The 12824-nt window shown below is 70.3% G+C and carries 15 protein-coding genes and 1 pseudogene; 9 read left to right on the forward strand and 7 right to left on the reverse strand.

Annotated features, from left to right (window positions below; genetic code table 11):
• Window positions 1-20 precede the first annotated feature (20 nt).
• Window positions 21-1190 (forward strand): ROK family transcriptional regulator, encoded by a 1170-nt coding sequence (locus PUT80_RS13760; protein ID WP_275292170.1) that lies wholly within the window; start codon window positions 21-23, stop codon window positions 1188-1190.
• A gap of 938 nt (window positions 1191-2128) precedes the next feature.
• Here PUT80_RS13760 and PUT80_RS13765 read toward each other — a convergent pair.
• Entirely contained in the window at window positions 2129-2308 is a 180-nt protein-coding gene (locus PUT80_RS13765) for a hypothetical protein (RefSeq protein ID WP_037358805.1), read from the reverse strand.
• Between the two features lie 341 nt (window positions 2309-2649).
• Here PUT80_RS13765 and PUT80_RS13770 point away from each other — a divergent pair, with 341 nt between their 5' ends.
• From PUT80_RS13770 to PUT80_RS13780, 3 genes are read left to right on the forward strand one after another with little or no spacing between them, the layout of a single operon-like run.
• Window positions 2650-3450: an EamA family transporter gene (locus tag PUT80_RS13770; protein WP_043838437.1), complete on the forward strand. Its 801-nt coding sequence runs from the start codon at window positions 2650-2652 to the stop codon at window positions 3448-3450.
• Window positions 3451-3508: 58 nt separating this feature from the next.
• Window positions 3509-4861 (forward strand): glutamine synthetase family protein, encoded by a 1353-nt coding sequence (locus PUT80_RS13775; protein ID WP_275292171.1) that lies wholly within the window; start codon window positions 3509-3511, stop codon window positions 4859-4861.
• On the forward strand, window positions 4849-5604 hold the full coding sequence (locus tag PUT80_RS13780) for a hypothetical protein (protein WP_275292172.1): 756 nt from the start codon (window positions 4849-4851) through the stop codon (window positions 5602-5604). Before PUT80_RS13775 ends, PUT80_RS13780 begins: the two co-directional genes overlap by 13 nt.
• Here PUT80_RS13780 and PUT80_RS13785 read toward each other — a convergent pair.
• Window positions 5574-5960, reverse strand: coding sequence for a helix-turn-helix domain-containing protein (locus PUT80_RS13785; RefSeq protein ID WP_275292173.1), 387 nt, complete (start codon window positions 5958-5960; stop codon window positions 5574-5576). The genes PUT80_RS13780 and PUT80_RS13785 overlap by 31 nt on opposite strands.
• Between PUT80_RS13785 and PUT80_RS13790 the strand changes: the two genes are divergently transcribed.
• Entirely contained in the window at window positions 5860-6657 is a 798-nt protein-coding gene (locus PUT80_RS13790; protein ID WP_275292174.1) for an NAD(P)H-binding protein, read from the forward strand. The genes PUT80_RS13785 and PUT80_RS13790 overlap by 101 nt on opposite strands.
• 2 nt (window positions 6658-6659) lie before the next feature.
• On the opposite strand, the gene PUT80_RS13795 is transcribed toward PUT80_RS13790, so the two are convergent.
• The 4 genes and pseudogenes from PUT80_RS13795 to PUT80_RS13810 all read right to left on the reverse strand — a co-directional run bounded on the left by PUT80_RS13795 (window position 6660) and on the right by PUT80_RS13810 (window position 10121).
• A complete protein-coding gene (locus PUT80_RS13795; protein WP_275292175.1) occupies window positions 6660-8093 on the reverse strand; it encodes an amino acid permease in 1434 nt (477 codons plus the stop codon).
• A gap of 40 nt (window positions 8094-8133) precedes the next feature.
• Window positions 8134-8247 (reverse strand): annotated as a pseudogene (locus PUT80_RS13800) (DNA-binding response regulator); the annotation flags it as partial.
• Window positions 8248-8262: 15 nt separating this feature from the next.
• Window positions 8263-8916, reverse strand: coding sequence for a response regulator transcription factor (locus PUT80_RS13805; RefSeq protein WP_275292176.1), 654 nt, complete (start codon window positions 8914-8916; stop codon window positions 8263-8265).
• Window positions 8913-10121, reverse strand: a complete 1209-nt coding sequence (locus PUT80_RS13810; RefSeq protein ID WP_240691383.1) for a histidine kinase — start codon at window positions 10119-10121, stop codon at window positions 8913-8915. The genes PUT80_RS13805 and PUT80_RS13810 overlap by 4 nt, the downstream gene beginning before the upstream one ends.
• A 91-nt stretch (window positions 10122-10212) precedes the next feature.
• On the opposite strand from PUT80_RS13810, the gene PUT80_RS13815 reads away from it, so the two are divergent.
• From PUT80_RS13815 to PUT80_RS13830, 4 genes are read left to right on the forward strand one after another with little or no spacing between them, the layout of a single operon-like run.
• Window positions 10213-10782 carry a hypothetical protein gene (locus tag PUT80_RS13815; protein WP_037819170.1) on the forward strand — a complete coding sequence of 190 codons (570 nt, stop codon included), beginning with the start codon at window positions 10213-10215 and terminating at the stop codon, window positions 10780-10782.
• Window positions 10779-10982: a hypothetical protein gene (locus tag PUT80_RS13820; RefSeq protein ID WP_037819169.1), complete on the forward strand. Its 204-nt coding sequence runs from the start codon at window positions 10779-10781 to the stop codon at window positions 10980-10982. Before PUT80_RS13815 ends, PUT80_RS13820 begins: the two co-directional genes overlap by 4 nt.
• A 10-nt stretch (window positions 10983-10992) precedes the next feature.
• Window positions 10993-11370: a hypothetical protein gene (locus tag PUT80_RS13825; protein ID WP_275292177.1), complete on the forward strand. Its 378-nt coding sequence runs from the start codon at window positions 10993-10995 to the stop codon at window positions 11368-11370.
• Between the two features lie 21 nt (window positions 11371-11391).
• On the forward strand, window positions 11392-12369 hold the full coding sequence (locus PUT80_RS13830; RefSeq protein ID WP_275292178.1) for an aminoglycoside phosphotransferase family protein: 978 nt from the start codon (window positions 11392-11394) through the stop codon (window positions 12367-12369).
• Here the strand turns inward: PUT80_RS13830 and PUT80_RS13835 are convergent.
• Complete coding sequence (locus PUT80_RS13835; protein ID WP_275292179.1) at window positions 12358-12546, reverse strand: hypothetical protein; 189 nt, start codon at window positions 12544-12546, stop codon at window positions 12358-12360. The genes PUT80_RS13830 and PUT80_RS13835 overlap by 12 nt on opposite strands.
• Window positions 12547-12824 lie beyond the last annotated feature (278 nt).

A 12824-nucleotide genomic window follows, 5' to 3' on the forward strand; every position in this document is an offset into this window, starting at 1 on the left:
GCAGATGGGAAGATGATCCGGTGAGCAGCCCGCCCGTCGCCCGCCCGGACGAGGTGCGCCGGCACAACCGCACGACTCTGTTGCGCATGCTGCACGTCGGCGGGCCCAGTACGCGGGCTGCCCTGGCCACCGAGCTGGGGCTCAACCGGAGCACCATCAAGACCCTCGTCGACGGTCTCGCCGAGGCAGGCGTGGTCGAGGAAAAAGTGCCGAGGCCAGGGCGAGGGGCGGGCCGCCCCTCGCTTCTGGTCCTGCCGCAGCCGCACGCCGCGGTGGTGCTCGCGGTCGATTTGCAGGTCGAACACGTGGCGATCGCGCTGGTCGGGCTCGGCGGGCAGATCCTCGGGCGCAACAGCTGGAACCTGCACACCCGGACGCGGACCGCGGACGAGGTGATCACGCACGTGATCGAGTCGACGCGGGTCCTCGCGAGCGACCTCGGCGTGGAACCGATCGCGGTCGGCGTGTCGGTGCCCGGGGTGGTGCGACGGGCCGACGGGCTGGTGCACGAAGCGCCCAACCTGCGGTGGACCGACGTGGCGCTCGGGGAGCGGCTGTCGGCGGTGATGCGGATTCCGGTGCTGGTGGCCAACGACGCCGAGCTAGGTGCCGTTGCCGAGCATTTGCGCGGGGCGGCTCGGGGGTCTTCGGACTCGGTGTACGTGTCCGCTGATGTCGGCGTCGGCGGCGGGGTGATTTCGCAGGGGTCTTCGCTGCGCGGCGGCGCTGGGTATGTCGGCGAGATCGGGCACATGGCGATCCGGCCTGGCGGGCGGGCTTGTTATTGCGGCAGCCGCGGATGCTGGGAGACCGAGATCGGCGAGGCCGCGCTGTGCCGGGCCCTGGGGTTGCCTGAGGACACGCCGCGCGGGGTGATTCTCGTTGAGCTGCGGGAGCTGGGGCTGGATGCTGTCGCGGCTTCCTCTCGGTTGGCTGAGTATGCGGAATGGCTGACGTTGGGGCTGGTCAACGTGGTCAACCTGCTGGGGCCGGAGCTGGTGGTGCTGGGGGATTTGCTGACTGTGCTGCCGGAGTCGGTGATGCGGGCGGTTGCCGAGGAGGTTCGGGGGCGGAGTTTGGTGTCTCGGGCTGTTGGGGGGACTCGGATCGTGAGTTCGGCTTTGGGGGCGGATGTGAAGCTGCTGGGGGCTGCTGAGGTGGCTTTTGAGGTGGTTCTGGATACGGTTTGAGTCGTTCCCTTCGGCTCGTCGCCTGGCGGCGACATTGGCCCTTGGTTGCGTGGGGCACCCCGAAGTTTGATTGTGCTGACGGTTCGGGGGTGCTTGTCAAGGCGGGAAAGATGCCTTGACAAGCACCCCCGAACCGCAGGGGAGCTTCGTATCGGGGTTGGGGGAGGGGCTGGGTGCCTCGATGTTTGGGTGCATCGGCTGCGGTAGAGGGGCTGGGTGTCTCGATAGCGGGTGCATCGGCTGCGGTGGAGGGCTGGGTGCCTCGCTCGTTGGGCGCACCGGCTGCGGTTTGGGCTGGGTGCCTTGATGCTTTGGGTGCATCGGCTGCGGGAGCGGATTGGTGCCTCCTCCACCGTCGGGTGCACCAGCTTCGGTCTCGTGGGTGGTGGCGGCTAGCGGCCCCAATGCCACATTGGGTGCGTGGGATGCACCCAATGTGGCGTTCGTTGCGTGGGATGCACCCAATGCCGCATTGGGGGCGCATCGCTGGCGAGGGCTGCGGCGAGGGTGGTCCGTGAAGGGCTCCTTGAGGGAATCTAGGTCCGTGAAGGGGCCCCTCACCGCCGGTGACTGGTCGTGAGGGCCACCCTGAGGGAATCAGAGTCAATGAGGGTTCCCCTCATTGACTTGGGGGAAGCGTCTCGGACGCGCAGCGTGCGTTGCCCGGCTGACGGGGGCAGGTTCGCGGCGAGGTGGGGGTCCGGCGTGGTGCCCACATGCGGAGGTCAGCACTTGCCGCCGTGGCGGGCGTGCGGGGCCAGTGCAGAGGCCTAGGACTCGCTCAGGCAGCCGAGTGGAGCCGGTTCGCGCCTCAGGGCCTGGTCCGGAAGCTGCCGAGGCCACAGCAAACCGAGTGCGTAACTCGGCCCGAAAAACGCCGGAGGCGGCAAGCGCGCTGCGCCTGCCGCCTCCGGGTAGCTGTTGTCGGGTGAGCGAACTTACTTCTGGATCTCCGCGGCCAGTTCCTTGAGCTTGGCCTCGTGCTCGCGGGCGTGGTGCCCGCAGAAGAGCAGCTCGCCTCCGGAGCTGAGGACAGCGCGTACCTGAGCTGCTGCTCCGCACCGGTCGCATCGGTCGGCTGCGGTCAATTCGGGGCGGGTGAGCGTCGGCGTTGTCATGGGGGTCTCCCTCCGTCCCGGCACCGGTCGCCCGGTGCCTCGATCCAGCTACGCCCACTTCGGTGTCGATGCCTTCGGCGGGGATCGCTTCCGGCTCCGCTGTGTTCGTGCTTCCACTCTTGCAGACGTTTGGCGGCCCGCAAGTGTTCCCGCGCCGGTGGGAGGTGCGTCACGCCGAATTAGCCCGGTTGCCGCAGCGGCGTCCCAACCCGTAGGACCAGACCACCCGGCGCTCGGCGTTTTCCGTGGTCAGGCACCATGCGGGAGTGGGCATTGCACTCTCCTGGAAACGCGTGAACGCGATTCCGGCACCGGTCTTGTTCGTTCTCAGCGGAATTTCCATGTATGCCGGTGCGGCCATCGCGGTCGACCTCTTCGGGCACGCCACGCCCTCCGGGGTTGCGTGGCTGCGCTGTCTCGGTGCGGCCGTCGTGCTGTTGCTGTGGCGGCGGCCGCCAAAAGCAGCCTGGCGGGGCAAGCGGCTGCTGCTCGCGGGCGCTTTCGGCGTCGTCACGGCGGGGATGAACGTGGTCTTTTACGAGGCCATCGCGCGGTTGCCGCTGGGCACGGTCGTCGCGCTGGAGTTCGCCGGTCCGGTGGTCGTGGCGGCGATTGGGTCACGGACCCGGCGCGATTTGATCGCGCTGGTCCTGGTGGCGCTCGGGGTGGTCGCGATCGCGGACGTGCGGATCGCGGGCAGTCCGCTCGGCGTCGTGTTCGCGCTGGCCGCGGCGGCTGCTTGGGCGGGGTACATCGTGCTCGGCAAGCGGGTCGCGATCGGCGGGGACGGGCTGGATTCGCTCGCGGTCGGGTTCGTGGTGGCGACCGTCGTGCTGTCGCCGCTCGCGCTGGGCACCGGCGAAGTGTGGGGTTCGCCACGCATGCTGCTGCTCGGGATCGGCGTCGGCGTGTTGTCCACCGTTGTGCCGTATGCGCTCGACCAAGTGGTCCTGCGTCGTCTCGGGCAGGCGCGGTTCGCGGTGCTGCTGGCATTGCTGCCGGTGACGGCGGGGGTCGTCGGGTTCGTGGTGCTCGCGCAGGTGCCGAGCGTCGTCGAAGCGATCGGGACGCTCGCCGTCGTCGCGGGAGTGGCGTTGCGCAGCCGTGACGACGCCGGGCCGGTCACTGAGCCGCCCGGGTGAACATTCGCGGATGGCCCGGACGGCGCGGGCCCGCGATACTGATCCCGAGGAGGTTGCCATGACCAAGGCGGCGTCGGCGGCGGCGAAAGACCTGGCCGCGGCGGGGGTCGGTGGCGTCCACCTGGCCTGGGCGGACAACAACGGCATTCCGCGCTCGCGGGTGGTCCCGGTCGGCGGGCTGGCCGACGCGGCGGTCCGCGGCGTGGGCGCGACCTCGCTGTTCGCGGTCTTCGACAGCCACGATGCCATCACGTACGCCCATTCCGGCCTCAGCACGCCGTCGGGTGACATCCGGCTGGTGCCGGTCGTGGAACGTCTCCGTCGCCTTGCCGGGCAGCCTGCGCTTGCCTGGGCACCGGTGCGGCAGTTCGCTGCGGATGGTTCGCCGTGGCCCTACTGCCAGCGTTCCGTGCTGGAGCGGCAGGTCGCCGAGGCAGCACAACGTGGTCTCGAATTCCGGGCGGGGTACGAGCTGGAGTTTTCCGTAGCGCCAGCGGGCAGCGAGGACGTCGTGTCCGCGCCGGGACACCGCGGTCCGGCCTACAGTCCGCACGCGCTGATCGGCCTGGACGACTTCATCGCCGCGCTGCTGCACGATTTCTCCGCGAACGGCCTGCAGATCGGCCAGCTGCACGCGGAATACGGCGTGGCGCAGCTGGAATTGTCGCTTGCCGCCACGGATCCGGTCTCCGCGGCGGACGACCAGCTTCTGGCGCGCCAGACCATCCACGCGGCCGCGCACGCACACGGGCTGGTGGCGACTTTCGCGCCGATGATCGGCCTCGGAGCCGCGGGAAACGGCTGGCACTTGCACACTTCGGTCCGTCGCAAGGGGCGCAACCTCCTGGCTGGCGACGGGGTGCCGCAAGGCGAAGGCGCGGCGTACCTCGGCGGGCTGCTGCGGGATTTGCCCGCGCTGACGGCGATCACCGCGCCGAGCGTGCCGTCGACGATGCGGTTGCGGCCAGGGTTTTTCGCTGGTGCGTATGCGTTTTGGGGCGTCGAGAACCGCGAAGCGCCGCTGCGGTACGTCCCGGGCACGGCGCTGCTCGGGACGGAGCACGCGAATGTCGAGCTGAAGACGTCGGACGCGTCGGCCAATCCGTATCTCGCGCTGGCGGTAGTGCTCGCTGCCGGAATGGCCGGGATCGAGGATTCGGCGGTGCTGCCGGAGCCGATCGCGGAGGACCCGGGCGGCTGGAGCGAAGGGGAACGGAACACCGCGGGCGTGCTGCCGCTGCCGGCGAGTCCGTCCGAACAGGACACTGCGCTGCTGGCGAATCCGCGCGTGTCCGGGGCGCTGGGGGACGAGCTGCTCGGCGCGTTCCGCGCGGTGCGCGCCTCGGACGCGGCGTGGGCCGCCGAGCGGGCGCCTGAGGAGATCGTGGCGGCGCATCTGTGGCGGTACTGAACACGGGGCTTTCCGACGTTCACTGGCTTCCCGGCGGTGCGCGCCTGGTCGCCGAGGCCCGGGCGGAACTGCCGCAGAAAGACGGGTTGGCGGCGGCCTTCACCGGGCTCGTGACGCTGCGCGCGGCGGACATCGCGGTGCCGGACCAGGACGAGGTCGCGATCGCTGCCGGGACCGTGCGCGCATCGCCCAGTCGTCCGGCAGGTGCGTTGTCCCGCAACGACTTCCGCCTTCCGGTGCCGTTCGACGAGACAGCTGCGGGCACCTCGCTGGACGGCTTGGCCGCAGCTATCCGGACGCTGTCGGAAGAGAAGCTGGCGGTGGTTCCGGCGCTGGGGGCGTGGAGCGCGTCGACGGTCTCGGATTTGCTGCTGGGCCTGTGGGAATTGCCGCGAGTGGCGGTGCTGGCGCGGGTCGACCCGGCGGAACTGGGATCTCCGGACACGCCGGAACGAGCGCTGCTGGACTACCTCGACACCGGCATCCCTCCACTGTGGACGAACCGGTGGCGGCCGCCCGCGCCGCATCACGTGCTGATCGCCGGAGTACGGCTCGGCGCGGAGGGAACGCTGCTGTCCGTTGTGGACACTTACCGCGAACTGGGCGACGACGGCGTGCACGACCAGCCGGTGGAATGGATCGCGGCGGGACTCGAATCGGTGCTGCTGGTGGCGGATGCCCGGCACGCGGAGGCGTTGGCGCAGGCGGTTTCCTACGCCGGGTTGCGCACCGGCGCGGCGTAGCGTTCCTGCGCTTCCAGCAGTTCTTCCCAGTGCTCGGCGACCCAGCCGTACACCGTCTTCATCGGCTCCAGCAGGCTGCGGCCCAGCGGCGTCAGCGCGTATTCGACGCCTGATGCCGGGTCGGCGTGCGCCGTGCGGGAGACGAGGCCGGAGCGTTCGAGGCCGCGCAAAGTCTGGGTCAGCACCTTCGGCGTGACGCGGTGCAGCGGCACCCGCAGTTCGGAGAACCGGCGCGGCCCGTCCTCCAGGCAGCGGATGACCAGCGCGGACCACTTGTCCCCGAACCGGAACGGCACCAGCGCGGACGGGCACAGCTCCTCGAACAGGTCGGGAGGCAAGGGCTGCCGAACGGTCATCGCGGTCTCCTCTCGAAGTATCCCGGAGGGAACCGGCCCCCTGGCTACCTTCCAGAGCATCGACACCCCAGGAGGTATTCCCACGATGAGCAAGATCGTTGTTTTCGGGGCGGGCGGCCGGGCCGGACGGCAGGCGGTCGCGGAGGCACGGCGGCGCGGGCACGACGTCACTGCGGTGGTTCGCGATCCCGCGCGTTACCGCGACTTGGCCGACGTCGTCGCTGGCGATGTCACCAGCGCGGCCGATGTCGCCGCCCTCGCCGCCGGGCACGACGCCGTCATCAACGCGGCCGCTGTTTACGGCGAGGGCACTGACCCGCACGCGTTCTTCACCAACTCTGCACACGCTCTCCTCGCCGGATTAGCGCAGGCCCGGCTGGTCGCGGTCGGGCTGTCCGTGCTGCTGCCCACCGCTGACGGAACCCGGGCGCTGGACTCGGGCCCGGCGGAGTTCCGGCCCTTCTGCCTGGCGCACGCGGCGGGGCTCGAGGTGTTGCGCGCCGAAGGCGCCGGACTGGACTGGGTGTACGTCAGCCCGGTCGGCGACTTCGACCACGACGGCGAGCGCACCGGCCGCTACGAAATCGGCGACCAGTTCGACTTCTCCGCCAAGATCTCGTACGCCGACTTCGCCGTGGCGCTGCTCGACGAGGTCGAGAACCCGCGGCACCACCGCGTGCACCTGGCAGTGGCCTGAACCTACTTGGCGAAGCGGGAGTGCTTGCGGCCGTAGAAGAAGTAGAGCAGCAGGCCGATCACGAGCCACGCGGCGAACCGGATCCAGGTCATCACGTCGAGGTTCAGCATCAGGTAGAAGCACGCCACCGCGGCGATGATCGGCACCACCGGCGAGAACGGCACGGTGAACGGGCGCTTCAGGTCCGGGCGGCGCTTGCGCAGCACCGGCACCGCGACCGCGACGATGATCATCGCCGACAGCGCCCCGATGCTGACCATGTCGGCCAGCGCCGAGATCGGCACGAACGCCGCCAGCACGGCGATCAGCGCGGCCCCGCCGATGGTCATCCGGTGCGGCGTGCCCCAGCGCGGGTGCGCCGTGCCGATCGCCTTGGGGAGCAGGCCGTCGCGGCCCATCGCGAAGCCGATCCGGCCGATCGTGACCAGTTCGACCATCATCACCGACGTCAGCCCGGTGACCGCGCCCAGCGAGATCAGCGCGCCGACCCAGTGCTGGCCGACCCGGTCGAACGCGTCCGCGAGCGGCGCGCCGGAGTCGATGTCGGTGTAGTGGACCATGCCGGTCAGCACGATCGAGACCCCGATGTAGAGCACCGCGCACACGGCCAGCGCGCCGAGGATGCCGACGCGGAGGTCCTTGCGCGGGTTGATGGTCTCCTCGCCGAGGTTGGCGAGCGCCTCGAAGCCGGTGTAGGCGAAGAACACGACCGCCGCGGCGGTGACCATGCCGGCGATGCCGTACACCGACTGCTCGAGCCCGAGGACGGCCTGGACCACCGGCTGGTGCAACGCGTTCGCACTGCTCGACGGCGGCTGCGCGGGCGGGACGAACGGGGTGAGGTTCGAACCCTTCACGAAGAACACGCCGACGGCGAGGATGAGCACGCAGACCGCGACCTTGACGAGCACCAGCAGGTTCGTGAGCCACGAGGACTCCTTGATGCCGACCACGGCCACGACCGTCAGCACCGCGATGATCAGCACCGCGCCGACGTTGACCGTCGCGCTCTCGCCGAACCAGTCCGGCGACAGCCCGAGCAGGTTCGCGAGATAGCCGGACCAGCTGCGCGACACCACGGCCGCGCCGAGCGCGAACTCCAGCAGCAGGTCCCAGCCGATGATCCAGGCGAAGACCTCGCCGAGGGTGGCGAAGGCATAGGTGTAGGCGCTGCCCGCGGTCGGCACGCTGGAGGCCAGCTCGGCGTAGCAGAGCGCCGCGAGGCCGGCGACCACCGCGCCGATCACGAACGAGAGCGTCACCGACGGCCCGGCGTGCGTTTTCGCCTCGACCCCGGCGAGGGTGAAGATCCCGGTGCCGATGATGATGCCGACGCCGAACCCGATCAGGTCGCGTCCCCTGAGCCGCCGCTTCAGCTCGCCGGATTCCTGTCGCTTGAGGACTTCGTCGACGTCGAGAGTTCTCCGCTCACCCATGGGGGAACGTTAGAAGGTGACGGCCCGACGCGCAGATCGGCTATCCGGGTGGAGTGAGGCCGTGGTCCTGGGCGAGCATCGTCGCCTGGACGCGCGAGCGCGGGCTGAGCTTGGCGAGCGCCCGGGAATCGTGGGTTTTCGCGGTGGCTTCGCCGGAGGCGCGGGTCCGCTATCCGGGCGGCTCGATGCCGTGGTCCTGGGCCAGGATCGCCGCCTGCACCCGGGACCGCAGGCCGAGCTTGGCCAGCACCCGGGAAACGTGCGTTTTCACCGTCGCCTCGCCGATGTACAGCTGGGCGCCGATCTCGGCGTTCGAGAGCCCTGCGCCGAGGCAGCCGAGCACCTCGCGTTCGCGTTCGGTGAGGTCGGCGAGACCGGTCGGGGCGGGCGACGGCCCGGCCGGGGTGCTGGCGAACGCGGTGATCAGCCGCTTCGTGACCTGCGGGGCGAGCACGCCCTCGCCCGCCGCGACCAGCCGGACTGCCTCGATCAGCCGCGGCGCCTCGACCGACTTCAGCAGGAACCCGGCGGCCCCGGCGCGCAGGGCGGCGTGCACGTACTCGTCGAGGTCGAAGGTGGTGAGGACGAGGACTTCGGCGAGCCCCTCGGCGATCAGCTGGCGGGTGGCGGTGATCCCGTCGGTGCCGGGCATCCGGACGTCCATCAGGACGACGTCCGGCCGCAGCGCGCGGGCCTGGCGCAGGGCTACCTCTCCATCAGCGGCCTCGCCGACCACCTCGATGCCCTCGGCGTTGCCGAGGATGAGCGCGAGCCCGGCGCGGATGGCACCGTGGTCGTCGGCGACGAGGACTCGGACGGTCATGACGGCTCTCCGGCAAGGGGAAGTTCGGCGTGGACAAGCCAGCGCGGCCCGGACGGTCCTGCTCGCAGGGTGCCGCCGACGGCGTGCGCGCGCTCGCGCATGCTCAGCAAACCGTGCCCGCCGCTGTCGGGCTGGGTCGGCGCGCCGAGCAGTTCGTTGCCGATTTCGACGGTCAGCGTGCTGTCGGCCACGCGAAGCCGCACCGTCACCCGGCCGCCCGGCGCGTGTTTGACCGCGTTCGTCAGCGACTCCTGCGCGATCCGGTACGCGGTGAGGTCGACCGCGGTCGGCAGTTCTTCGTCCACAGTGGAATCCACGGTGACCGTCATACCCGCCGCGCGCGCCGATTCCACCAGCCTGGCCAGTTCGGCCAGCCGGGCCGGAGCGGTCACCTCGTCCTCGGCGGATTCCGAACGCAGCAGGCCGATCATCGCGCGCATTTCCTCCAGCGCGCGCACGCTGTTCTCCCGCACCGCGACGAGCACGGTCTGCGCGGTCTTCGGATCGTCCGCCATGGACAGTGCCGCCTCCGACTGGATGGCGATCGCCGACAGATGCCCGGCGACGACGTCGTGCAGGTCGCGGGCCATCCGCGCGCGTTCGGCCGCCACCGCCGCCCGCCGGTCCAGCGCGGCGATCGTCGCGAGCTGTTCGGCGTTGGCACGTTCGGACGCCGCGATATCGCTCTGCTGGCGCACATTCGCGCCCCACCACACCGGGACCAGCAGGAACGACAGCATGCTGAACGCGCCCAGCGCCGCCGCCCGCCAGCCCGCCACTGCCAGGAACACGAACAGCACGGTGAGCGTGACGGTGGCGGTCACGCCGACCAGCACCCGGGTCGTCCACCGGGAACCGTGCAGCATCGCGGAGTACAGGAAATCCGTGTACGCGATGACGATCGGCAGCGACAGGCCCAGCGCGACGTCGACGCCGACGATCCCGGTGGCGGCCAGCAGCCCCCACGGCACCGTCCGGCGCAGGAACGCGGCGAGGCACATCGCGCCCAGTTCGGCGAACCGGACCCAGAGCGGGAACGGGTCGCCGTTCGGCAGCAGCTGGTGGCCGCCGGTGAGGTACAGCATCGTGCCGCCGGCGAACACCGCGAGCGCGACGAGGCCGTTCTGCTGCCACGGCGGCAGTTCGCGCGGCCGGGGGAGGGCCGAGCGCAGGTCTCGCAGGCGCACCCGACCATGACAGCACACCGCGGCGGCCCGGTCGTCCTACGAAATGATGACCCCCCGATCGTGCCGTCCGCTGACGCGCTCAGACGCCCGCGCCCGCGACAGTGAAGCCATGGACGAGTTTCTGAACAGCCCGTTGACCGCGGCCATCGTGGCGTGCGAGATCGGGTTCTGGGTCTTCATCGCGGCCGGGCTGCTGACCCGGTACGCGCTGCGCAAGCAGAAGGCCAGCACCGTGCTGCTCGCGCTGGTGCCCGTGGTGGACCTGGTGCTGCTGGTGATCACGGTGATCGACCTGATGAACGGCGCGACGCCGAACGTGACGCACGGGCTGGCCGCGGTGTATCTGGGCTTCTCGGTGGTGTTCGGCCCGTCGATGGTGGAGTGGGCCGACGTCCGGTTCGCGCACCGCTTCGCCGGCGGTCCGCGGCCGGAGAAGCTGTACGGCCGCGCGAAGGCTCGCAAGGAATGGCGCGAATGGGGCAAATGCGTGCTGGCCTGCGCGATCAGCGCCGGGCTGTTGCTGCTCGCGATCGTGGTGGTCGGCAAGTCGGGCCACGTCGAGCCGCTGTGGGGCTGGCTGCCGCGGCTGGGCACGGTCACCGGTCTGTGGTTCGTGTTCGGACCGCTGTGGCAGGAGATTTTCGGTTCCTCCGCGCCGAAAAAGGAGGTGTCGCGATGATCGAGCTGATCGGCGTTCTCCTGGTGGTGCAGGGCGCGGGCGGGCTGATCAACCGGATCGCCGGATCCGAGCACCCGAGCTGGTTCCTGCAGTTGCACGTGCTGCCGCCGCAGCTGCACGTGATCGCCAGCATCGTCCTGCTCGGCGCGGGCGTGGCGGTGCTGTTCGCGAACCGGGCGCGCAACCGCCGCCGCGGCTAAACTCGGGAGCATGGCGGCCGGTCCGGTTCTGCTGTTCGCCGTGGTCAGCGTGGCCCCCTCGGCGTTGTTCTGGGCTGCCCTCCGCGTTCCCGCACTCTGCCGCTGGCTGCGTCGGCGACGTGGCGTTCCGGTGCCGTCCGCACCGCCGGTGGAGCAGGTGGCCGCGGACTTGCGCCGCGTACGCCGGACCCTCGCGCAACTCCCCGCCGGAACGCCCGCCGCGCGCCGGATCGGCACCCGGCAGGCGTACGACGAACTGCTCGTCACCGCCTGCCGCGAGATCGGCGTCGAACACCGGCTCGACGGCTTGCGCGAGGGTGCCGACCGGGATCTCGAACGGCTGCGGATCGAGGAATCGCTGAGCCGTAAAGGATTAGTGCTGTCCTGAGCGGAGTGGCAGGATGCTCCGGTGGACTTCCAGCCTCAAGATCGGCCCTCGGACGCGTTCCAGCAACCCCTCTCCGCCGACCAGATCGAACTGCTGTGCCGCCGCGCGCTCGGCACCAGCGTGCGGTCCGCCGTCGAAATCGGATGGGGCGGCTACAACAACACCTACCGGGTGGAACTGGCCGACGGCCCGGCGATCCTGCGCGTCGCCCCGGAACCGACGCGGCAGACCCGGATCGAGCCCCAGTTCATGCGCAACGAATACCTTGCCGCGCCGTACTTCGCGCCGATCTCGCCGCTGATGCCGCGCACGCTCGCCGCCGATTTCACGCACCAGGTCATCGGCCGCGATTACGTGCTGCAGGCCGTTCTCCCCGGAGCACCCGGCCCGGAAGTCCTCCGGGGCTTCGAGCCGGAGGAACGGGCGCCGTACTTCCGCCAGCTCGGCGAAATCACCCGCGCTATCCACGACGTGCGCGGCCCCGGTTTCGGCCTCGTGGCCGGACCGCATTTCGCGACCTGGAGCGAAGCGCTGATCGCGTACTTCGAGGACAACGCCGCGGACGTCGAAGACCTCGGCCTCGACGGATCGGACCTGCGCGAGGTAGCCGCGTGGGCGAAGCGCGACGCCGCGCTGCTCGACGAGATCGCCGAACCGCGCCTGCTGCACGGGGATCTGTGGCACGTGAACGTGATGCTGACGCCGGAACTGGAGATCGTCGGGGTGTTCGACCACGACCGCAGCTGGTGGGGCGACCCGGCGGCGGACTGGACGATCCGCATGGCGTCAGCGAAAACCGGCTCGAGGCGGGACTGGTTCTGGGACACCTACGGCCAGCCGGACGCATCCCCGTCGGCGCGGAGGCGGGCGTTGTACTACGAAGCCCGCCATCTCGGTGCGGTGCGGTTGGAGCGGTATCGGCTGGGCAAGGAGGGGAAGGTCGAGGAGTCGTATCCGGAGGTGGCGGAGATCCTGACGGCGCTGGAGTCATCGGAGTAGTGGTTTCGCCATCGCCGAGGATGACTGCGCCACGAGGAACGCTGCGGTGGTGGAGCCCGCTGCGGCGCCGAGGTTGTTGGCGGTGTTGACCCAGGTGCTGGCTTCGGTGCTCTGGTGTTCGGGAACCAGCTTGTCCGAAGCCAGGTAGGACACGACGAACACGGGGACTGCGGCCATGACGATGCCCCGTACCACCAGGTTTTCCGCTGTCGCAGGGAGCGCGATCCCCGCGGCGAGCACGAGGATCAACCCGGTCAGCGGGGTGGACGCTGGCCGCTGTTGTTCCCGTTGGCCCCAGGCGAGTCCGCCGAGGACGCTCCCGCGGGCGAGCGCGGCTTCGATGCACCGGTGGCTCCCGGGGCGCCGTGCTCTTGTGCGCGGGCGACGACGGTGGTGACAGCGATGCCGGTGCCCGCAGCGGTAATGAGGATGATCGTGGCGAGTGCGGCGAATCG

It is taken from the genome of Amycolatopsis sp. La24, from assembly GCF_029087445.1.
GTDB lineage: Bacteria > Actinomycetota > Actinomycetes > Mycobacteriales > Pseudonocardiaceae > Amycolatopsis > Amycolatopsis nivea.